General features: G+C 51.6%; 20 protein-coding genes. 16 read left to right on the top strand and 4 right to left on the bottom strand.

What is annotated here, in order from left to right:
• Positions 1-3: 3 nt before the first annotated feature.
• From rpmD to rplQ, 9 genes are all read left to right on the top strand, one after another.
• On the top strand, positions 4-180 hold the full coding sequence (gene rpmD, locus P1U47_RS15755) for a 50S ribosomal protein L30 (protein ID WP_008248318.1): 177 nt from the start codon (positions 4-6) through the stop codon (positions 178-180).
• A gap of 12 nt (positions 181-192) precedes the next feature.
• The gene (rplO, locus tag P1U47_RS15750) at positions 193-627 is read left to right on the top strand and encodes a 50S ribosomal protein L15 (protein ID WP_008248315.1); all 435 of its coding nucleotides are present in this window, start codon (positions 193-195) and stop codon (positions 625-627) included.
• Positions 628-639: 12 nt separating this feature from the next.
• Positions 640-1,968 carry a preprotein translocase subunit SecY gene (secY, locus tag P1U47_RS15745; RefSeq protein WP_301030162.1) on the top strand — a complete coding sequence of 443 codons (1,329 nt, stop codon included), beginning with the start codon at positions 640-642 and terminating at the stop codon, positions 1,966-1,968.
• Positions 1,969-2,004: 36 nt separating this feature from the next.
• Positions 2,005-2,121: a 50S ribosomal protein L36 gene (gene rpmJ / locus P1U47_RS15740; RefSeq protein ID WP_219045114.1), complete on the top strand. Its 117-nt coding sequence runs from the start codon at positions 2,005-2,007 to the stop codon at positions 2,119-2,121.
• 126 nt (positions 2,122-2,247) lie between these two features.
• The gene (gene rpsM / locus P1U47_RS15735) at positions 2,248-2,604 is read left to right on the top strand and encodes a 30S ribosomal protein S13 (RefSeq protein ID WP_301030161.1); all 357 of its coding nucleotides are present in this window, start codon (positions 2,248-2,250) and stop codon (positions 2,602-2,604) included.
• A 72-nt stretch (positions 2,605-2,676) separates the two neighbouring features.
• Positions 2,677-3,072 (top strand): 30S ribosomal protein S11, encoded by a 396-nt coding sequence (gene rpsK / locus P1U47_RS15730; RefSeq protein WP_008248301.1) that lies wholly within the window; start codon positions 2,677-2,679, stop codon positions 3,070-3,072.
• A 23-nt stretch (positions 3,073-3,095) separates the two neighbouring features.
• Positions 3,096-3,716, top strand: a complete 621-nt coding sequence (gene rpsD / locus P1U47_RS15725; protein ID WP_301030160.1) for a 30S ribosomal protein S4 — start codon at positions 3,096-3,098, stop codon at positions 3,714-3,716.
• Between the two features lie 33 nt (positions 3,717-3,749).
• Positions 3,750-4,751, top strand: a complete 1,002-nt coding sequence (gene rpoA / locus P1U47_RS15720; protein WP_301030159.1) for a DNA-directed RNA polymerase subunit alpha — start codon at positions 3,750-3,752, stop codon at positions 4,749-4,751.
• 63 nt (positions 4,752-4,814) lie between these two features.
• On the top strand, positions 4,815-5,198 hold the full coding sequence (gene rplQ / locus P1U47_RS15715) for a 50S ribosomal protein L17 (RefSeq protein WP_301030158.1): 384 nt from the start codon (positions 4,815-4,817) through the stop codon (positions 5,196-5,198).
• Between the two features lie 120 nt (positions 5,199-5,318).
• Here the strand turns inward: rplQ and uvrA are convergent, their stop codons facing one another.
• Positions 5,319-8,165, bottom strand: coding sequence for an excinuclease ABC subunit UvrA (gene uvrA / locus P1U47_RS15710; RefSeq protein ID WP_301030157.1), 2,847 nt, complete (start codon positions 8,163-8,165; stop codon positions 5,319-5,321).
• Positions 8,166-8,317: 152 nt separating this feature from the next.
• Here uvrA and P1U47_RS15705 point away from each other — a divergent pair, with 152 nt between their 5' ends.
• From P1U47_RS15705 to glp, 5 genes are all read left to right on the top strand, one after another.
• Entirely contained in the window at positions 8,318-9,682 is a 1,365-nt protein-coding gene (locus P1U47_RS15705) for an MFS transporter (RefSeq protein ID WP_301030156.1), read from the top strand.
• 84 nt (positions 9,683-9,766) lie between these two features.
• Positions 9,767-10,303: a single-stranded DNA-binding protein gene (ssb, locus tag P1U47_RS15700; RefSeq protein WP_301030155.1), complete on the top strand. Its 537-nt coding sequence runs from the start codon at positions 9,767-9,769 to the stop codon at positions 10,301-10,303.
• 230 nt (positions 10,304-10,533) lie between these two features.
• Positions 10,534-11,388 carry a sugar nucleotide-binding protein gene (locus P1U47_RS15695; protein WP_301030154.1) on the top strand — a complete coding sequence of 285 codons (855 nt, stop codon included), beginning with the start codon at positions 10,534-10,536 and terminating at the stop codon, positions 11,386-11,388.
• On the top strand, positions 11,385-11,912 hold the full coding sequence (gene moaB, locus P1U47_RS15690) for a molybdenum cofactor biosynthesis protein B (RefSeq protein WP_301030153.1): 528 nt from the start codon (positions 11,385-11,387) through the stop codon (positions 11,910-11,912). The genes P1U47_RS15695 and moaB overlap by 4 nt, the downstream gene beginning before the upstream one ends.
• A gap of 2 nt (positions 11,913-11,914) precedes the next feature.
• Positions 11,915-13,114 carry a gephyrin-like molybdotransferase Glp gene (gene glp / locus P1U47_RS15685; protein WP_301030152.1) on the top strand — a complete coding sequence of 400 codons (1,200 nt, stop codon included), beginning with the start codon at positions 11,915-11,917 and terminating at the stop codon, positions 13,112-13,114.
• A gap of 80 nt (positions 13,115-13,194) precedes the next feature.
• Here the strand turns inward: glp and fabB are convergent, their stop codons facing one another.
• On the bottom strand, positions 13,195-14,418 hold the full coding sequence (fabB, locus tag P1U47_RS15680; protein WP_301030151.1) for a beta-ketoacyl-ACP synthase I: 1,224 nt from the start codon (positions 14,416-14,418) through the stop codon (positions 13,195-13,197).
• A 53-nt stretch (positions 14,419-14,471) separates the two neighbouring features.
• The gene (fabA, locus tag P1U47_RS15675; RefSeq protein ID WP_301030150.1) at positions 14,472-14,993 is read right to left on the bottom strand and encodes a bifunctional 3-hydroxydecanoyl-ACP dehydratase/trans-2-decenoyl-ACP isomerase; all 522 of its coding nucleotides are present in this window, start codon (positions 14,991-14,993) and stop codon (positions 14,472-14,474) included.
• Positions 14,994-15,219: 226 nt separating this feature from the next.
• Between fabA and galU the strand changes: the two genes are divergently transcribed.
• Positions 15,220-16,056 (top strand): UTP--glucose-1-phosphate uridylyltransferase GalU, encoded by an 837-nt coding sequence (galU, locus tag P1U47_RS15670; RefSeq protein WP_301030149.1) that lies wholly within the window; start codon positions 15,220-15,222, stop codon positions 16,054-16,056.
• Positions 16,053-17,402 (top strand): phosphomannomutase, encoded by a 1,350-nt coding sequence (locus tag P1U47_RS15665; RefSeq protein ID WP_301030148.1) that lies wholly within the window; start codon positions 16,053-16,055, stop codon positions 17,400-17,402. The genes galU and P1U47_RS15665 overlap by 4 nt, the downstream gene beginning before the upstream one ends.
• 76 nt (positions 17,403-17,478) lie before the next feature.
• Here the strand turns inward: P1U47_RS15665 and pgi are convergent, their stop codons facing one another.
• Positions 17,479-19,146, bottom strand: coding sequence for a glucose-6-phosphate isomerase (pgi, locus tag P1U47_RS15660; protein ID WP_301030147.1), 1,668 nt, complete (start codon positions 19,144-19,146; stop codon positions 17,479-17,481).
• Between the last annotated feature and the right edge of the window lie 96 nt (positions 19,147-19,242).

Raw genomic sequence — 19,242 nt, 5'->3', positions numbered from 1 at the left:
GCAATGAGCAAGATTAAAGTCACACTAGTTCGTTCTGTTACAGGACGACTAAAGTCGCACAAGGCCTGCGTTGCTGGTCTTGGCTTGCGTCGTATCCGCCACACTGTTGAAGTGGAAGACACTCCATCAGTGCGCGGTATGATCAATAAGGTCAACTATTTAGTACGTGTTGAGGGATAAGTGATGAGCGATATGCGTTTAAACACGCTGAGCCCGGCTCCCGGTCGAGTTAAAGATAGTAAACGGGTAGGTCGTGGTATCGGTAGTGGCTTGGGTAAAACCGCAGGTCGTGGTCACAAAGGTCTTAAGTCGCGTTCCGGCGGTAGTGTGCGTCCGGGTTTCGAAGGCGGTCAGATGCCTTTGCAAAAGCGTCTTCCGAAGTATGGTTTTACTTCGCGACTGTCACGTGTGACTGCACAAATCCGTACCGCTGAACTAGCAGCTGCTGGTGATGGCGTGATTGATCTGGATGCTCTGAAGCGCGCTGACTTGGTTGGCCGTAACATTGAGCGTGCAAAGATCTTCCTGTCGGGCGATCTGAACAAGGCAGTTACTGTAAAAGGTTTGGCAGTAACAAAAGGCGCGCGCGAAGCTATTGAAAAAGCGGGCGGCAAAGTCGAGGAATAAGGCGAGATCCCCATGGCGAAATCCAGTCCATTATCAACTGGAAGTCAATCCGGAGTAGGCGAGCTGATGGCTCGCCTTCGTTTTCTACTGCTAGCGATAATTGTTTATCGCATCGGTACTCACATTCCGGTACCGGGTATTAACCCGGATCAACTCGCCGCGCTGTTTAATCAGAATCAGGGCACGGTACTCGGTTTATTTAATATGTTCTCGGGCGGTGCCTTGGAGCGTATGAGTATCTTAGCTTTGGGCATTATGCCGTATATTTCTGCATCGATTATTATGCAGTTGATGTCGGCAGTAAGCCCCCAGCTAGAAGCCTTGAAGAAAGAGGGCGAAGCTGGTCGCCGGCAGATAAGTCAGTACACCCGCTACCTTGCGGTGTTGCTAGCATTGCTGCAGGCCACGGGTATGACAGTAGGTTTGGCCAATCAGGGTCTAGCTTACAGTGCCGATTTTAGTTTTTTCTTTGTTGCCGTGGTGTCATTGGTAACAGGGGCGATTTTCATGATGTGGCTTGGTGAACAGTTAACCGAGCGCGGTGTTGGTAACGGCATCTCCATGTTGATCTTCGCAGGTATCGTTGCGGGCTTGCCCTCTGCGGTAGGGCAGTCTTTGGAGCAAGCGCGCCAAGGTGAGCTCAATGTATTAGTGCTGTTGGCGGTATTGGTGCTGGCGGTGGCGGTGGTGTACTTGGTGGTCTTTATCGAACGCGGTCAACGCCGTATCACGGTAAATTACGCTAAGCAGCAGCGCGGCAATAAGATGTATCAGGCGCAATCTAGCCATTTGCCGATGAAGGTGAATATGGCGGGTGTTATTCCGGCGATTTTCGCTAGCTCTATTTTGCTGTTCCCTGCGTCGATTGCGCAGTGGGTTGGTCAGAGCAGCGAAGGCATGGAATGGTTGCAGGAGCTTGCTCTAGCAATCGGACCTGGTCAGCCTCTGAACATTATTATGTTTACAGCCTTGATCGTGTTTTTCTGTTTCTTCTATACGGCGTTGATGTTTAACCCCGATGAAGTAGCAGATAATTTGAAGCGCTCTGGTGCATTTTTACCTGGGATTCGTCCTGGTAAGCAAACGGCTAACTACATCGATGGTGTGTTAACCCGATTGACCATGTTTGGCTCGCTGTATATAGCCGGCGTGTGTTTGTTACCGCAGTTTTTGGTAGTGATGTGGAATGTGCCGTTTTATCTCGGTGGCACATCGTTACTGATCGTAGTGGTTGTAGTGATGGATTTTATGGCGCAGGTTCAATCGCACCTTATGTCTCAGCAGTACGACTCGGTCTTGAAAAAGGCCAATTTGAAAAATTACGGCGGTGGTGTGCGCTAAGGCGCACTAACCTGATAGCTAGTTTGGAGTGTCACAATGAAAGTACGCGCATCAGTAAAGGCTATATGCCGCAACTGTAAAATTGTTCGTCGCAAGGGTGTTGTTCGCGTTATTTGTAGCGTTGAACCTCGTCACAAGCAGCGGCAGGGCTAAGCAATACGGTTGGGGTTGATTTTCAATCCCAATGCGGATAGACTACTGCGCCTTTCGTGCGGTGGTTTTCCGTTTACCGGTCATTGCTAGGCGTTGGAAGAATTAGGCTTAATTGGAGTAACCTGAATGGCTCGTATTGCAGGTGTCAACATACCAGATAACAAGCATGCTGTTATTTCGTTGACCTATATATATGGCATTGGCCGCACAACTGCTAAAGCACTGTGTGCCCAAACCACTATCGCTGAAGATGCAAAGATCGGCGATTTATCTGAAGAGCAACTAGATGCGCTTCGTGGCGAGATTGCAAAAATGTCTGTAGAGGGCGACTTGCGTCGTACCGTATCTATGAACATCAAGCGTCTGCTGGACTTGGGCTGCTACCGCGGTCTACGTCATCGTAAAGGCCTGCCGCTTCGCGGTCAGCGTACTAAGACTAATGCGCGTACGCGTAAAGGTCCACGTAAGCCGATTCGTAAGTAATTTAAAGGCAGTGATTCCTTTAGTGTAGCTACACCACTTGTGTAGTGTTGATATTAGAGATGGAAATAGAAGATGGCCAAACCAGGCAAGCAACAAGCTCCACGGAAAAAGGTCAAAAAGACCGTCGTGGACGGTGTCGCACATATACATGCGTCATTTAACAATACTATTGTTACCATTACAGATCGTCAAGGTAATGCACTGAGCTGGGCTACGGCCGGCGGCAGTGGTTTCCGCGGCTCTCGTAAAAGTACTCCTTTCGCTGCACAGGTTGCTGCAGAGCGCGCCGGCAATGCTGCGAAAGACTACGGTTTAAAAAATCTTGATGTACAAGTAAAAGGTCCTGGCCCAGGTCGTGAATCTGCGGTCCGCGCCCTGAATAACTGTGGCTACAAGATTACTAACATCACCGACGTGACGCCTATTCCGCACAATGGTTGCCGTCCTCCCAAGAAACGTCGCGTTTAATTAACAGTTGAGGAATACAGAAAATGGCTAGATATTTAGGCCCGAGCTGTAAATTATCCAGACGGGAAGGTACCGACCTGTTCCTGAAGAGTGGTGTTCGTCCGCTGGATTCAAAATGTAAAGCTGAAACTGCACCTGGTATGCATGGTGCTCGTCGTGGTCGTCTTTCTGACTACGGTGTTCAGTTGCGTGAAAAGCAGAAAGTACGTCGTATGTACGGTGTACTGGAAAAGCAATTCCGCGCTTATTATACAAAAGCTGCTCGCCGTAAAGGCGCCACAGGCGAAAACCTGCTTCAGCTTTTGGAAGGCCGCTTAGATAACGTGGTTTACCGTATTGGTTTTGGCTCTACACGTGCCGAATCACGTCAGCTGGTATCGCACAAATCTGTACTTGTAAATGGCAAAACGGTAAACGTTCCGTCTTACCAAGTTCAAGCTGGTGATGTGGTTAGTGTTCGTGAGAAAGCTAAGGCACAGTTGCGGATTCAGTCTGCGATTACTCTGGCCGCACAGCGCGGTGATTGCGCATGGATCGACATTAACGCCACTAAGATGGAAGGCGTTTTTAAGAGCGTGCCAGATCGTAGCGACTTGTCTTCTGAGATCAACGAACAATTGATCGTTGAGCTTTACTCGAAGTAAGTTAACCTCCGGACAAATCACTACAGGTGAATTATGCAAAGTGCTGTCAATGAATTTTTAACCCCGCGTGTCATCCAAGTTGAAGAATTTGGTCAGACTCGCGCGAAAGTGACCTTAGAACCGCTAGAGCGGGGATTTGGTCATACCCTGGGTAATGCCTTGCGCCGTATTTTGCTGTCTTCTATGCCGGGTTGTGCAATCACCGAAGTTGAAATCGACGGTGTATTGCATGAGTACAGTGCTATGGAAGGTGTGCAGGAAGATGTAATTGAAATCCTGCTTAACCTGAAAGAAGTTGCGGTAATCATGCACGGCAAAGATCAAGCGATTCTTAGCTTGAACAAAAAAGGCCCCGGTGTTGTTACTGCTGGTGATATCCAGACAGATCACGAAATTGAAATTGTAAATACCGACCACGTAATTGCTAACCTGAACGATGATGGCGAAATTAACATGCGCCTGACTATCGCTCGCGGTCGCGGTTATGTGCCGGCAGATGCGCACGATAATGGCGAAGAAGAAACTCGCTCTATCGGTCGTCTTCAGCTTGATGCCAGCTACAGCCCGATTAGCCGGGTGAGCTATGTGGTAGAGAGCGCACGTGTTGAGCAGCGTACTGACTTGGACAAATTGGTTCTCGATTTGGAAACCAACGGTACTATCGACCCAGAAGAGGCGATCCGTCGTGCGGCAACCATCCTTCAGCAGCAGCTGGCGGTGTTTGTTGATCTGGAAAGCGAAGGCGAGAGTGAGCCTTCACGCGAAGAAAGTGAAGTAGATCCTATTTTGTTGCGTCCAGTAGATGATCTAGAGCTGACAGTGCGCTCTGCCAACTGCTTGAAAGCGGAAAATATCTACTACATCGGTGATTTGGTGCAGCGTACAGAAGTTGAACTTCTCAAAACGCCTAACCTTGGTAAAAAGTCACTGACAGAAATTAAAGACGTATTGGCGTCACGTGGTTTGTCTCTGGGTCTGCGCCTAGATAACTGGCCGCCAGCAAGTCTTAGAAACGACGACCGAGTTTTAGCGTAATTTTAACGTTAAACTTTCGAATATTTTTTGCTGAGATAGCAACGTTTATTAAAGGAAAAAGCCATGCGTCATCGTCATAGTGGCCGTCAATTAAACCGTAATAGCTCTCATCGTAAAGCGATGTTCCGCAACATGACGGCGTCGTTGCTCGAGCACGAAATGATTAAAACTACCTTGCCAAAGGCAAAGGAACTGCGCGGTTATGCAGAGCCTTTGATCACCCTTTCTAAGGTTGATAGTGTTGCTAACCGTCGTTTGGCGTTTGCCAGATTGCGCTGCAGTGCTGTTGTCGGTAAGTTGTTTACTGACTTGGGCCCTCGGTACGAAGGTCGTCCAGGTGGTTATATCCGTATCATGAAGTGCGGTCTTCGCGCTGGTGATAAGGCGCCAATGGCTTACGTAGAATTGGTTGATCGCCCGGTAGCAGAAGAAGCTGACGACGAGTAAATCTTGTTGTAGCAAAAAAGCCGACCTTAGGGTCGGCTTTTTTTTGTCTAAATTAATTGTTTTTAGTTTGAGGTAGGCTTTATAGGGCTTGCCGAAGGCAGGCCCACGTGGTGTTCGCTATTAAGCGCTGCGCTGTTTGGCGAGTTTTAACACCTCATTTAAAAAGTGCCCAGTATGAGATTGCGCCATCGTGGCGATCTCTTCTGGTGTGCCTTCGGCGATTATCATGCCGCCGCCGCTGCCGCCCTCTGGGCCGAGGTCGACGATCCAGTCCGCGGTTTTTATGACATCGAGGTTATGTTCAATCACCACCACGGTGTTGCCGTGATCACGCAAGCGATGCAATACCGTTAGTAATAATTGGATGTCTTCAAAGTGCAGGCCAGTTGTGGGCTCGTCGAGAATATACAAAGTTTTGCCGGTATCACGCTTCGACAGCTCTTTCGCTAGCTTTACCCGCTGCGCTTCACCGCCAGATAGCGTTGTAGCAGCTTGACCAAGGCGAATATAGCTTAGTCCCACATCCATCAATGTTTGTAATTTCTTGCTGATCGACGGCACATTCTCAAAGAAGGTGTTGGCGTCTTCAACGGTCATGTCTAAAACCTCGTGAATATTTTTGCCCTTGTATAATATTTCCAAGGTTTCACGGTTGTAACGCTGGCTGCGGCACACTTCGCAGGCAACGTAGATGTCGGGTAGAAAATGCATTTCTACTTTAGTGACGCCGTCGCCCTGGCACGCCTCGCAGCGTCCACCCTTTACGTTAAAGCTGAAGCGACCAACTTTATAGCCGCGTGAGCGGGCTTCTTGGGTGCCCGCAAAGAGCTCGCGAATTGGTGTGAATATACCCGTGTACGTCGCAGGATTGGAGCGCGGGGTGCGGCCTATCGGGCTTTGGTCGATATCGATACATTTATCAACCTGATCCAAGCCGGTCACTGCGCGGTGGGCTGCTGGCGTTAGAGTGGTCGCGCCGTTGAGTACTGTTGCCGCCACTGGGTAAAGTGTGTGATTGATAAGGGTAGACTTTCCGGAGCCGGAAACGCCGGTAATACAGGTCATTAATCCAAGCGGAATGGTGAGGTCAACATCTCGTAAATTATTACCCGTGGCGCCTTCTACTCGCAGGCATTTATCGGGGTTAACAGGGTTGCGTATTGCTGGTATCGCAATGGCCCGCTTACCCGACAGGTACTGACCGGTAAGTGACTCGGGGCTATTTAAAATATCTTCTATTTTACCTTCGGCGATGACCCTGCCGCCGTGTACTCCGGCACCGGGACCGATATCAATAATATGGTCGGCGGTTCGAATAGCGTCTTCGTCGTGCTCTACCACAATAACAGTGTTGCCAATGTCACGGAGGTGGCGCAGCGTTTTTAGCAGCCGCTCGTTGTCGCGCTGGTGAAGGCCGATAGAGGGCTCATCGAGAATATACATAACACCCACTAGGCCAGCGCCTATTTGACTGGCAAGGCGAATGCGTTGGGCTTCACCGCCAGACAACGTGTCTGCGCTGCGGTCTAGGGTTAGGTAGTTAAGGCCTACATCGACCAGAAAGCGCAGGCGGTCGTTTATTTCTTTGAGGATTTTTTCCGCAATTTGAGCGCGACGGCCACTCAGTTCAAGTTTAGTAAAATACTCCCGTGCAGCGCCCACCGGCATAGCCGTAATTTCGGGCAAAGTGTTATCTAAGATAAATACATTGCGTGCTTCTTTGCGCAAACGGGTGCCGGCACAGTCTGGGCAGGATTGGGAGTTTAAAAACTTGCTCAGCTCTTCGCGTACAGTTTGCGACTCGGTTTCTTTGTAGCGGCGATCCATATTGGGAATTACGCCCTCGAAAGGGTGTTTACGCTGGAAATTGTCGCCGCGGTCATTGATATAGGTGAAGCTAATTTCTTCGCTGCCGCTGCCAAATAAGATTTTTTTGCGGTGCTCATCACTCAGTTCTTCAAAGGGCGCGTCTATATCAAATCCATAATGCTCGGCCAGTGAGGTAAGCATGTGGAAGTAGTAAACGCTGCGTCGATCCCAGCCGCGAATTGCGCCAGTCGACAAGCTCACGTCGGGGTGCTGCACGATACGGGATGAATCAAAAAACTGTTTTACACCTAAGCCATCACAGCTGCTGCACGCGCCGAGCGGGCTGTTGAAGGAAAAGAGCCGTGGTTCCAATTCCGAAAGACTGTAACCGCAGTGTGGGCAGGCAAACTTAGATGAAAAAGTAAGCTCTGCTGCTTTAGGGTCATCCATGTCGGCAATACTGGCGATGCCGTCGGTAAGTTCTAACGCAGTCTCAAAGGATTCAGCCAGGCGCTGGGTGAGGTCTTCGCGCACTTTAAAGCGGTCAACCACTACTTCGATGGTGTGCTTTTTGTTTTTATCTAGCGCTGGCAAATCGTCTAGGTCAGTTACCAAGCCGTTAATTCTGGCCCGCACAAAGCCTTGGCTGCGCAGTTTTTCAAAGGTGTGAATATGTTCGCCTTTGCGATTTTGCACAATCGGCGCCAGCATCATCAGCTTGCTGCCTTCGGGTAGCGCCAGCACGGTGTCGACCATTTGGCTGACGGTTTGCGCAGAAAGCGCGGCGTTATGATCTGGGCAGCGAGGTTCGCCAGCGCGAGCAAACAGCAGGCGCAGATAATCGTATATTTCAGTAATCGTACCCACCGTAGACCGAGGGTTGTGCGATGTTGATTTTTGTTCGATCGAAATGGCAGGTGACAAGCCTTCGATATGGTCAACGTCGGGCTTTTCCATCATCGACAAAAATTGCCTAGCGTAGGTCGACAGTGATTCGACGTAGCGGCGTTGACCTTCGGCGTAGAGCGTGTCGAAAGCGAGAGACGATTTGCCAGAACCAGACAGCCCAGTAATAACGACTAATTTGTCGCGGGGTATATCAAGATCGATATTCTTTAGATTGTGGGTGCGGGCACCGCGAACGATAATCCGATCCATATAATTTCTCGGCCTGATAAACCGGTCATTATACGACGGCTAAGGAGTGCGGCGCAAAATAAGCTCGTCGCTAATATGTATGGTTTTTTGACGAGGGCATAGCTGCTAGAATAGCGCGCCATACCCCCATATTTTTCAGGATCCTTCCGCCCTTGAATCATCAATCGATGAGTGCAACTGAACGCCGCGCGGTCGTATCGCTGGCCAGCTTGTATGCTTTCCGCATGCTCGGTTTATTTATGCTGCTGCCAGTATTAAGTTTATATGCCGCCGAGTATGAATTCAGTACGCCGGTGTTGGTTGGACTGGCGCTGGGCATTTATGGCTTGGGGCAGGCGGCGCTACAGGTGCCGCTGGGCATGTTGTCGGATCGCATTGGTCGCAAGCCCGTCATTATTGCAGGGCTGCTATTGTTTATTGCTGGCGGTTTGGTCGCGGCGGGCGCCGACAGTATTTTTGGTATTATTGTGGGGCGGCTGTTGCAGGGAACAGGGGCAATCGCGAGTACCTTAACCGCCTTGCTTGCGGACCTCACTCGTGAACAACACCGCACCAAGGCGATGGCGGCAATCGGCATGAGTATTGGCGTGTCCTTTGCCGTTGCAATGGTGCTTGGACCTTTGACGGCTTCTTGGTTTGGCGTGACAGGTTTGTTTTTGCTCACATCGATAATGGCGGCGGTCGGCATCGCAATCACTCTATTTGTAGTGCCAACGCCGGATATTCAAAGTCTTGATGCCAACAGCCAGTCGCTGGGTAGCTTGCTAGGACGCTGTCTTCGCGACCGTAATTTGATGCGCCTCAATTTGGGTATATTTAGCCTGCACGCTATTTTAATGGCGATATTTATCGCCGTGCCCGGCATTCTGGAAGACCAAGGTTTAGCGCGTAGTGATCATTGGCAGGTGTATTTGCCAATGATGGTGGTGGCGTTTATTGGTATGGTGCCGCTGATTATTATTGCGGAAACACGCAGTAAAATGCGTGAGATTTTTTTGCTCGGTATTGGCGGAATTCTTTTGTCGGCAATCGTCGCTATTTATTTTGGTCAGTCGCTAATACCGTTGCTCGGAATTATGACCTTGTTTTTTGTTGCCTTTAATTTGCTAGAGGTGTCGCTGCCGTCGCTGGTAAGCAAGACCGTTTATGCTGGGGGCAAGGGCACTGCCATGGGTGTTTACTCAACATTCCAATTCTTTGGTGCCTTTTGTGGCGGCGCAATTGGCGGTGGTCTATTCGGGCGCTGGGGCGCGAGTGCGGTTTTTGCCGGCGCGGCTGTGCTCGCAGGAGCATGGTTGCTGGTGGCTTGGGGAATGTTGGTGCCGGCTAAATCAGAAAGCCTTATTCTATGCTGGCAGTTTGGCGTTTGGGATGTTGCGGACATTCGCCGCGAAGTGTTGGCGCTGCCCGGTACTATTGATGTCACCGTACTGGAAAGTGAGCGCGTTGCGTATTTGCGGGTAGATGGTAATTTTGATCCAGCGAGCTTGCCCGAAGGCTTGCAACTGGGCAGCTAAATGGCCGCTATCAGCGGAATCCGGTATAGTGCAGTATCTGTTGCGGACGTTGGTTCGCATCCATAGAAAAACAGGAGAGAACGCATGGCGCGTGGTATAAATAAAGTTATTTTGGTCGGCAATTTGGGCCAAGATCCCGAGACCCGTTACATGCCTTCCGGCGGTGCCGTGACCAATGTCACCATTGCAACAAGTGAAACTTGGAAGGACAAGCAGAGCGGTCAGGCCCAAGAGCGCACAGAATGGCACCGCGTAGTATTTTTTAACCGCTTGGCCGAAATCGCCGGCGAGTATTTGAAAAAAGGCTCAAAGGTTTATGTAGAAGGTTCGCTGCGAACTCGCAAATGGCAGAACAAAGAAGGCGTTGATCAGTACACTACTGAAATTGTCGCGGCAGAAATGCAAATGCTCGACAGCCGCGGTGGCTCTGGTGGCGGTTCTGCTAGCGATAGCTACGGTGATGACGGCTATGGATCTCAACAGGCGCCACAAGCAGCTGCGCCGCGCCGTGCGCCGCCAGCTCAGTCTGCGCCACAACAGCAGAATCGTGCGCCGGCACCGCAGCCTGCACAAAATCCGCCGGCAGGTTTTGATGATTTTGATGATGATATTCCGTTTTAAAAAATACCTTCGAAAGTAATGTGAAAATCGAATACCCGCCTTGGCGGGTATTTTTTTTATAGTGGGTAAGTCAATTGCTGCGCAGAGGCTTTATACAATCTTGCGCATCTCGCTCGCATTGAGTAATGTTGAGTCCCTTGTTTTTGTGTTAATAAAGTCGGGTATCGGGCGCTACTGCCTTTCTGCAAGTTCTATTAACTTGCCTTACTTCTGAATTCTGTGAACCTTCTGTGAATGTTGTTGTGATTTCTCGCAGCAGTGCCCTGAGCACTGCCTTGCAAAGCCAGTTTGCCTCTCGGTCGCGGGCCAGTATTGCACTGCCGGTTGACGACTTACACGCCTTGGGTGTGGATCAGTTGCGTGGCGCGATGGTTGTGGATGCCGACGCTTTGGTGTTTCTGCAGCGCAAGGACAGTCACGCTGCGGCAGAGCAGCAGCGCCTGCTGGCATTGCGCCAAGATTTTAAGGCGCGCTGTGATGCGTTGGCGGTGCCCTATTTGTTATTAAGTGATGGTCGTCTGTTTGGCGCTGCCGCCGAAGAGGTGGAGTACGCCGAGGGTGATGAACTCGCCCCAACCGATGCGGCGGGGTTTCAGCTCGCGGAGCTTGAACAAGTGCTGTGCGCGGCTGGCGAGCAGGGGATGGTGCTGCGCACTGGGCCGCTGATTGCAGTGCAGGGTGGCAATTTCCTCGGCGACTGCTTGGCAACCATGCGCGGTGGCAAAGTATTGCGCTTGAATGATACGAGAATGACATGTCCAACACCGGTGGCTGATTTAGCCCGCGTGATTTCTGGTTTGGTCGATCAAATTAGCTGCGGCACTCCCTGTCGCGGGGTATATCACTATGCCAGTAGTGGCACCGCCAGCGCTTACGAATTTGCAGAAGTAGTTTGCGCGTTTGCATCACAGTTTGTGGCGCCTATCGCGGATATTGAGGTTGATGACAGTGGCGAAGGCTGGCGCCCAGCCGTGCCGGTGTTGAGTTGTGATCGCATACTGCAAGATTTCGGTATTAAACGTTTGCCGTGGCGAGCATATTTGCCGCGAATGATTAAGTCCGTTTGCGAGGAGGCTGCCAAATGAGCAGTAGTACAGAGTTTACTCCGCTGGGAATGGCGGTATTAACGGTATCGGATACCCGTGATGAGCGTAGCGACAGTTCTGGCCAGTATTTAGCTGGCGCTTTGGCTGAAGCGGGGCATCACTTGGTGGCCAAACAGATAGTGAAAGACGATATCTACCAGATTCGCGCCACAGTGTCGGCGTGGATCGCCGACGCGGGTATTGAGGCGGTGCTAATCACTGGCGGCACCGGATTCTCGGGGCGAGACTCAACCCCAGAGGCGGTGTCGGTGTTATTCGACAAGGTTATTGAGGGTTTCGGCGAAGTGTTTAGGGCGGTCTCGTTAACCGAAATCGGCTCCTCTACAATTCAGTCCCGCGCTGTTGCCGGCTTGGCAAATAACACCGTAATTTTTTGTATGCCGGGTTCTACCGGCGCGTGCAAAACCGCGTGGCAGCAAGTTATTCGGGATCAGCTCGACAGTCGGCACCGGCCCTGTAATTTTGTTGGGGTGCTCAAAGTTCGCGCTAACACGGCAACTTGATCATGGCTCTGCGTTCTGTAGATGAAGTTTTGCACCAATTATTGGCGGATGCGCCGATATGGGGCGCCGAGTCGCGAGATTTGGCACGGGCTTTGGGCGCGGTCCTTGCGGTCGATGTCTTTGCTCAGATCGATGTGCCACCCGCCGCCAACAGTGCGATGGACGGCTATGCACTGCGCGCAGCGGATGTTAATGAGGGGCAAACGCTGCCTATTACTCAGCGTATTCCAGCTGGCGCACTTGGCAGTGCGCTGCAAGCGGGCAGCGCGGCGCGTATTTTTACCGGCGCTTTTGTTCCACCTGGCGCCGATGCAGTGGTGGCGCAAGAAGACTGCGAGCTGCTTGGCGGCGAGCTAAAGGTCAATATTGTGCCGCGCACTGGCCAGCATATTCGCCCTCAAGGGCAGGATATTGCCAAGGGCCAGCTAATTCTCGGCAAGGGCCATCGGTTGCAGGCGGCGGATCTCGGTCTGTTGGCCTCGCTGGGGTTTGCCGCTGTCGACGTTGGGCGGCAGCTGCGAGTTGCCGTAATGTCGACCGGTGATGAGTTGCGCGAGCCAGGCGAGGTCTTGGCTGCAGGTCAAATTTATAATTCCAATCGACCAATGCTGGCTGCACTATTGAGCGAGCTGGGCGTGGAGGTAATCGATATTGGCATTGTTGTCGATACGCCCGCAGCGACTCGCGCTGCTTTGCAGCAGGCTAGCGCCAGTGCCGATGTGGTGATTTCCAGTGGTGGTGTGTCGGTCGGTGAAGAGGATCACGTCAAGGCTCAGGTCGAGGCCATGGGCTCGCTAGATTTGTGGAAGCTCGCTATCAAGCCGGGTAAGCCGTTGGCCTATGGCCGTGTCGCGGGAGTGCCGTTTTTCGGCTTGCCCGGTAATCCGGTATCGGGCTTCGTCACATTTTGTATCTTAGTGCGGCCATACCTGTTGAAAATGCTGGGAGCAGAGCAAGTATTGCCAGCGCAGTGGCCTGCCAAGGCTTTATTTGACTGGCCGCGCGCGGGTTCGCGTCAGGAGTATTTGCGTGCGCGGGTCGTGCCTAGCACGGACGGGATGACGGTTGATATTCACCCTCAGCAAAGCTCGGGGGTGCTGTCTTCGGTGTCTTGGTGTAATGCCTTAGCAATTATTCCGGTTGGCAAAACCGTGGCGCCTGGTGATCGCGTTGATGTGATTTTTTTGCGGGATTTGAATTGAAATAAAGACGGGGTTTACTTGTTGTGTGCGGCAAAGCAAACACTTGCAGCGCTGAGCGCTGCAAGTGTTTGTAGGCGGTGTTAGGCCTGATAACGCTGAAATACCAAGCTGGCGTTGGTGCCGCCAAAGCCGAAGCTATTCGACATTACTGTATTGAGCGTAACGTTGTCTTGGCGTTTTAGCACAATCGGTACGCCGGCTGCTTCGTCGTCTAACGTCTCAATATTGGCTGATGCCGCAATAAAATTATGCTTCATCATTAATAATGAGAATATCGCTTCCTGCACGCCTGTCGCGCCCAGTGAGTGACCGGCCAGTGATTTGGTCGAGCCAATCGCGGGAATCGTTTTGCCCTCATAAGCTTGCTTAACGGCTTTTAGCTCTTGCATGTCACCTGCAGGTGTCGAGGTGCCGTGGGAGTTGATGTAATCCACGTCGGCATTAACCGTCTGCAGCGCTTGACGCATGCAGCGCGCAGCGCCTTCGCCGCTTGGGGCAACCATGTCGTAGCCGTCAGAGGTTGCGCCATAGCCCACCAGCTCACCATAAATAGTGGCGCCGCGCGCTTTAGCGTGTTCTAGCTCTTCCAGCACGACCATGCCTGCGCCGCCGGCAATAACAAAGCCGTCGCGGTTGGCGTCGTAGGGACGAGAAGCCTGCTCGGGGGTGTCGTTATACTTGGTCGACAAGGCGCCCATGGCATCAAATAAGCAGCTCAAAGACCAATGCTCTTCTTCGCCGCCGCCAGCAAAAACCACGTCTTGCTTGCCAAGCTGGATTAGCTCCATGGCGTTGCCAATGCAATGCGCGCTAGTCGCGCAGGCAGACGAGATGGAGTAGTTAACGCCCTTGATTTTAAAGGGGGTGGCCAAACAGGCTGAAACCGTGCTGCCCATGGTCTGGGTAACGCGATAGGGCCCAATGCGTTTTACGCCGCGCTCGCGGAGGGTGTCGGCAGACTCAATCAAATTAGCCGAAGATGCGCCGCCAGAGCCGGCAATAATGCCAGTGCGCTCATTGCTGACCTGGTGCTCTTCTAGGCCGGAGTCGGTAATGGCTTCTTGCATAGCAATATAGGCGTAAGCCGCGGCATCGCCCATAAAGCGCAGTTGTTTGCGGTCAATGCGTTCTTTGATATCAAGGTTTTTGATGGAGCCCGAAATCTGGCTGCGGAAACCCATCTCCTTGTATTTTTCGTTGAACGCGATTCCCGACTTACCTTCTTGCAGTGACGTCAGTACTTCTGACAAGTCATTGCCGATGCTGGAAACTATTCCCATACCGGTTACGACAACACGTTTCATCGGATACCTCGTTTGTAAGCTGTGGTTTTAATTTAAGGGGTGTGTAGTGGACGCTAGAAGCTGGCGTCGTCTTTGAATAGACCAACACGCAGATCTTTGGCGGTATAGATGACTTTGCCATCAACCGCGACTTCGCCATCGGCGATGCCCAGAATCAGTTTGCGTTCAATAAGGCGCTTGTAATTCAGTGTGTAGGTAACGAGCTTGGAGTCGGGCAGGATTTGACCGGTAAATTTGACCTCGCCAGACCCTAGTGCACGGCCCTTGCCGCTATTGCCGCGCCAGCCAAGATAGAAGCCCACCAGTTGCCACATAGCATCTAGGCCTAGGCAGCCCGGCATAACGGGGTCGCCTTTAAAGTGGCAGTCGAAGAACCAAAGGTCTGGATTAATATCCAGCTCGGCCACTAAGATGCCTTTATCGAAGCTGCCGCCCTCGGTGCTGATATGGGTAATACGATCTACCATCAGCATATTGTCGGTAGGGAGTTTCGGGTTGCCGGGGCCAAATAGTTTGCCGTGTCCGCAGTCGATGAGTTCTTGTTTGTTAAAGCTATTTTGATGAATTAAAGACATGAGGCCATATTATCAGTTTGAAAATGTTGCGCTTATCTTAGCACGAAGGTTTTGGATGGCACATTAAAATGTCAACATTGGCGTGATGCTTGCTGTCATTACTTCGTCATATCTCGTCGGTAAAAGAGCAGTGCTTGCCAAGTGTTGCTGCTGTTGGGAGAATGCTCGCAGCGTTATCGTATGTAAAAGGATTCGGGATGATCCCGACAGGAACTCAGGAATTACTATGATTAGAAAATGTCTATTCCCCGTAGCTGGCTACGGTACCCGCTTTCTACCAGCAACTAAGTCTATGCCCAAAGAGATGCTGCCAATTGTTAATAAGCCGCTAGTGCAGTACGGCGTTGAAGAGGCTATTCAGGCGGGTTTAAAGGAAATAGCGCTGGTAACGGGCCGCGGCAAGCGCGCTATTGCCGACCATTTTGATATTAGCTATGAGTTAGAAAACCAAATTGCAGGCACGAGCAAAGAGCGCTATCTCGACTGTATTCGCAATGTTTTGAATGAAGGCACCTTCATGATGACGCGTCAGCGGCAAATGAAGGGCTTGGGGCATGCCATTCTCACCGGCGAATGCCTAATTGGCGATGAAGCCTTTGGCGTTATTTTGTCGGACGATTTATGCCTGAACCAAGAAGACGACGGCGTTATGGCGCAAATGGTTAAGCTGTATAAGCAGTTTCGCTGCAGTATTGTGGCAATTCAAGAAGTGCCCTTGGATGAAATTGAGAAATACGGTGTTATCGCCGGTGAAGAAATGGGCGACGGCTTGTATCGGGTCAGCAGCATGGTTGAAAAACCTAAGCCCGAAGATGCGCCAACCAATATGGCTGTTATTGGTCGTTATATTTTGACCCCAGATATTTTTGATATTCTGCGTGACACCCCGCCAGGTAAAAATGGTGAGGTGCAGCTTACTGATGCCCTGATGACCCAAGCTCAGAACGGCTGTGTGCTCGCCTATAAATTCCGTGGCAAACGTTTTGACTGCGGCAGCGTGCCTGGTTTTATAGAAGCGACGAACTACGTTTATGAAAATATTTATAGCGAGGGCTCATCGTGAGTAGCAGTGAAATAACCTGTTTTAAAGCCTATGACGTTCGCGGTCGTATTCCCGATCAATTAAACGAAGACATTGCCTACCGCATCGGCCGTGCTTTCGCTGAAGTGATTCAGCCTAAGAAAGTGGTTGTTGGCCACGATATTCGCTTGAGCAGTGAGTCTATTAAAGGCGCCTTAAGCGACGGCCTGCGTGATGCCGGTGTCGATGTTTACGATATTGGTCTGTGTGGCACTGAAGAAATTTACTTCGCTACCTCCCATGCTGGTATGGACGGTGGTATCGCGGTTACCGCCAGCCATAACCCTAAAGACTATAACGGCATGAAGTTTGTGCGCGAGGGGTCTAAGCCCATCAGTGGCGACACCGGCTTGTTCGATATTAAGGCCCTTGCCGAGAAAAACGAATTTGCGCCAGTCGCCACACGGGGCAGCTTGCAAGCCCTAGATACCTCGGTTGCCTATGTTGAGCATTTACTTAGCTATATCGATGTAGAATCCTTAAAGCCCCTTAAAATTGTGGTTAATGCCGGTAATGGCGGCGCGGGTCGGGTCGTGGACTTGCTCGAGCCTTATTTGCCCTTTGAATTTATTCGGGTGCATCACGAGGCAGACGGCAATTTCCCTAATGGTGTGCCTAATCCCCTGCTGATTGAAAATCGCCAGCCCAGTATCGACGCGATTAAAGAGCATGGCGCCGATTTGGGCGTGGCGTGGGATGGCGATTTTGACCGTTGTTTCTTCTTTGACGAAACCGGTGATTTTATTGAAGGTTACTACGTTGTCGGTTTGTTGGCCGAAGCCTTCTTGCTGAAAAACCCCGGCGAAAAAATAGTGCATGATCCGCGTCTAACGTGGAATACCATTGCTATTGTTGAAGCGGCAGGCGGCACGGCAGTGCAGTGCAAAACCGGTCATGCTTTTATTAAAGAGCGGATGCGGATAGAGAACGCGGTGTATGGCGGCGAGATGAGTGCCCACCATTATTTCCGCGATTTTGCCTTCTGTGACAGCGGTATGATTCCCTGGTTGTTGGTGACGCAGTTAATGTCGGTGAAGTCGGCGAGCCTGTCGTCGCTGGTTGAGCAGCGAGTCGCGTTATTCCCTTGTAGTGGCGAAATAAACCGCGAAGTTGCCGATGCTAAAGCGGTCATCGCGGCTATTCAAGCGCATTACACGCCTTTGGCGGTGGCAGTCGATTTTACTGATGGTTTAAGCATGAGCTTCGACGGCTGGCGCTTTAATGTGCGCATGTCTAACACTGAGCCGGTGGTGCGTCTTAATGTTGAGAGCGATGGTGATATACCCTTGATGGAAGCAAAAACCGCCGAGTTGTTAGCGATGCTGTAATTGGCTTTTGCCAACAAACAGTACAATAAAGGCGCCGTGAGGCGCCTTTATTGTATATGGAGTATGGCTTAACTAATCAGTTGTTTTGGGCCTGCTGGTAGCGGGCAATCAGTTGTGCAGTCGATGAGTCCAGTGCAGGATTATTGTCGTCGCTGTTGCCACTTAGGGTGCTCATTAAGCTTTGGCTAATCTGCTTACCCAATTCGACCCCCCATTGATCGAAGGGGTTTATGCCCCATACAAAACTCGCGGCAAATAGGCGGTATTCATAGAGCGCAATAAGCGCGCCCAAGCTTTCGGCGTCGAGTTTGTTCATTAAAATAGTGGTGCTGGGCCGGTTGCCGGGCATGGCTTTGTGTTGGGCAAGTTGCGCAGCGGCGTCAGCTTTCATGCCGCTGGCTACTAAATTGCCCTCAATATCGGCCGCAGTTTGGCCCTGCATTAAGGTCAAACTTTGGCCGAAACAGTTGGCAAGCAAGGCTTGGTGCTGCTCACCAATGGGGTTGTGAGAGCTGAGGCTGGCGATAAAGTCGCAGGGAATGGCATCGCTGCCCTGGTGAAGTAACTGATGAAACGAGTGCTGGCCATTCGTGCCCTCGGTACCCCAAATAACGCCGCCAGTGGCGTTGTTGAGGGGGCTGCCATCCGCTTTAACGGATTTTCCCGCGCTTTCCATAAACAATTGCTGCAAGTAAATAGGCAGCAATTTTAGGTGATGCTCGTAGGGCAGTACGGCTTGCGAGGTCATGCCCCAGGCGTTGCGATACCACAGGTCGAGCATGCCTAGGATCACGGGAATGTTTTTTTCTAGCGGCTGCTGTTCTACATGCTGGTCAACCGCGTAGCCGCCTTTGAGTAGGGCGCAGAAACTGTTCATTCCGGCGCATAACGCTACCGTCAAGCCAAAGCCCGACCACACCGAAAAGCGTCCACCGACCCACTCGGGTACGGCCAAAATATATTGCTCGCGAATGCCAAAGGCCATGGCGGCTTCGGGCTTGGAGCTCACCGCCACAAAATGGTCGCTAACATCCTCGCGGCCTAGGCTGGCTTGTAGCCATGTGCGAGCAGCTTGAGCATTGCAGCGGGTTTCTTGAGTGCCAAACGATTTGGAGGCAACAACAAATAAGGTGGTTTCGGCGGGTACGGTCGCCAGTATTTCGGTCATTACGCTGGGGTCGATATTGGCGGCAAAATGGGGGCGCAAGCTGCCGAGTCCTTGGTTGGCTAGCGCGTCGCAAACAAGTCGTGGGCCAAAGTCCGAGCCGCCAATGCCAATATTCACCACGTCGGTAAAAGCTTTGCCGGTGCTGCTGCGGTGTGCGCCGCTGTGAATTGCTGTAACCAAGTTTTCCATTGCTTCGTACATCGCTGCAATGGCGGGATCTTGTTGGCTTGGGTTGGCGCCGTCGCTGGCCCAGCGCCGCAGGCTTGGGTAGTTGGCGCTGCGGTCTTCGGTGTTATTCAGTTTGGCGCCGGCGCGCAGGGCGTTGAATTGCTGCTCAAGGCCGCGCTGGCGCGCTAGTTCGCAGAGGCTGGTGATAATGTCCGTATCGAGGTGGTGCTTGGCGTAGTCGACAAAAAGTGGGCCGAGTTCGCCGCTCAGCGTGGCGGCGCGGTTAGGGTCGAGATTGAAGCGAGATTGTAATGGTGTGTTTGCGGCTTTCTTGGCGAGTGCGCGCAAGGTGGTTTGTAAATCAAGATCGCTTAATAGGGCTGGTGCTTGGTTTACAGTGGGGCTCACGGCCACTCCTTAAATATCCATTTCGGTGGGCGCCAGTCTTTCCATCCCAGCGATAAGTCTAGAAATTGTAACGATTTGGCGCTGGGATTGTAATCC

It is taken from the genome of Zhongshania sp., from assembly GCF_029212375.1.
In the GTDB taxonomy this organism is placed as follows: Bacteria; Pseudomonadota; Gammaproteobacteria; order Pseudomonadales; family Spongiibacteraceae; genus Spongiibacter.
This window is presented reverse-complemented; position numbering and strand designations above follow the sequence as displayed.

What these genes read in the sequence shown, in the direction of transcription:
- secY (WP_301030162.1), top strand. Translation starts at nt 640, where the DNA reads ATGGCGAAATCCAGTCCATTATCAACTGGAAGTCAATCCGGAGTAGGC.
- fabB (WP_301030151.1), bottom strand. Translation starts at nt 14,418, where the DNA reads ATGAAACGTGTTGTCGTAACCGGTATGGGAATAGTTTCCAGCATCGGC.
- fabA (WP_301030150.1), bottom strand. Translation starts at nt 14,993, where the DNA reads ATGTCTTTAATTCATCAAAATAGCTTTAACAAACAAGAACTCATCGAC.
- uvrA (WP_301030157.1), bottom strand. Translation starts at nt 8,165, where the DNA reads ATGGATCGGATTATCGTTCGCGGTGCCCGCACCCACAATCTAAAGAAT.
- rpmJ (WP_219045114.1), top strand. Translation starts at nt 2,005, where the DNA reads ATGAAAGTACGCGCATCAGTAAAGGCTATATGCCGCAACTGTAAAATT.
- rplQ (WP_301030158.1), top strand. Translation starts at nt 4,815, where the DNA reads ATGCGTCATCGTCATAGTGGCCGTCAATTAAACCGTAATAGCTCTCAT.
- moaB (WP_301030153.1), top strand. Translation starts at nt 11,385, where the DNA reads ATGAGCAGTAGTACAGAGTTTACTCCGCTGGGAATGGCGGTATTAACG.
- ssb (WP_301030155.1), top strand. Translation starts at nt 9,767, where the DNA reads ATGGCGCGTGGTATAAATAAAGTTATTTTGGTCGGCAATTTGGGCCAA.
- galU (WP_301030149.1), top strand. Translation starts at nt 15,220, where the DNA reads ATGATTAGAAAATGTCTATTCCCCGTAGCTGGCTACGGTACCCGCTTT.
- glp (WP_301030152.1), top strand. Translation starts at nt 11,915, where the DNA reads ATGGCTCTGCGTTCTGTAGATGAAGTTTTGCACCAATTATTGGCGGAT.
- rpmD (WP_008248318.1), top strand. Translation starts at nt 4, where the DNA reads ATGAGCAAGATTAAAGTCACACTAGTTCGTTCTGTTACAGGACGACTA.
- rpoA (WP_301030159.1), top strand. Translation starts at nt 3,750, where the DNA reads ATGCAAAGTGCTGTCAATGAATTTTTAACCCCGCGTGTCATCCAAGTT.
- rplO (WP_008248315.1), top strand. Translation starts at nt 193, where the DNA reads ATGCGTTTAAACACGCTGAGCCCGGCTCCCGGTCGAGTTAAAGATAGT.
- rpsD (WP_301030160.1), top strand. Translation starts at nt 3,096, where the DNA reads ATGGCTAGATATTTAGGCCCGAGCTGTAAATTATCCAGACGGGAAGGT.
- rpsM (WP_301030161.1), top strand. Translation starts at nt 2,248, where the DNA reads ATGGCTCGTATTGCAGGTGTCAACATACCAGATAACAAGCATGCTGTT.
- rpsK (WP_008248301.1), top strand. Translation starts at nt 2,677, where the DNA reads ATGGCCAAACCAGGCAAGCAACAAGCTCCACGGAAAAAGGTCAAAAAG.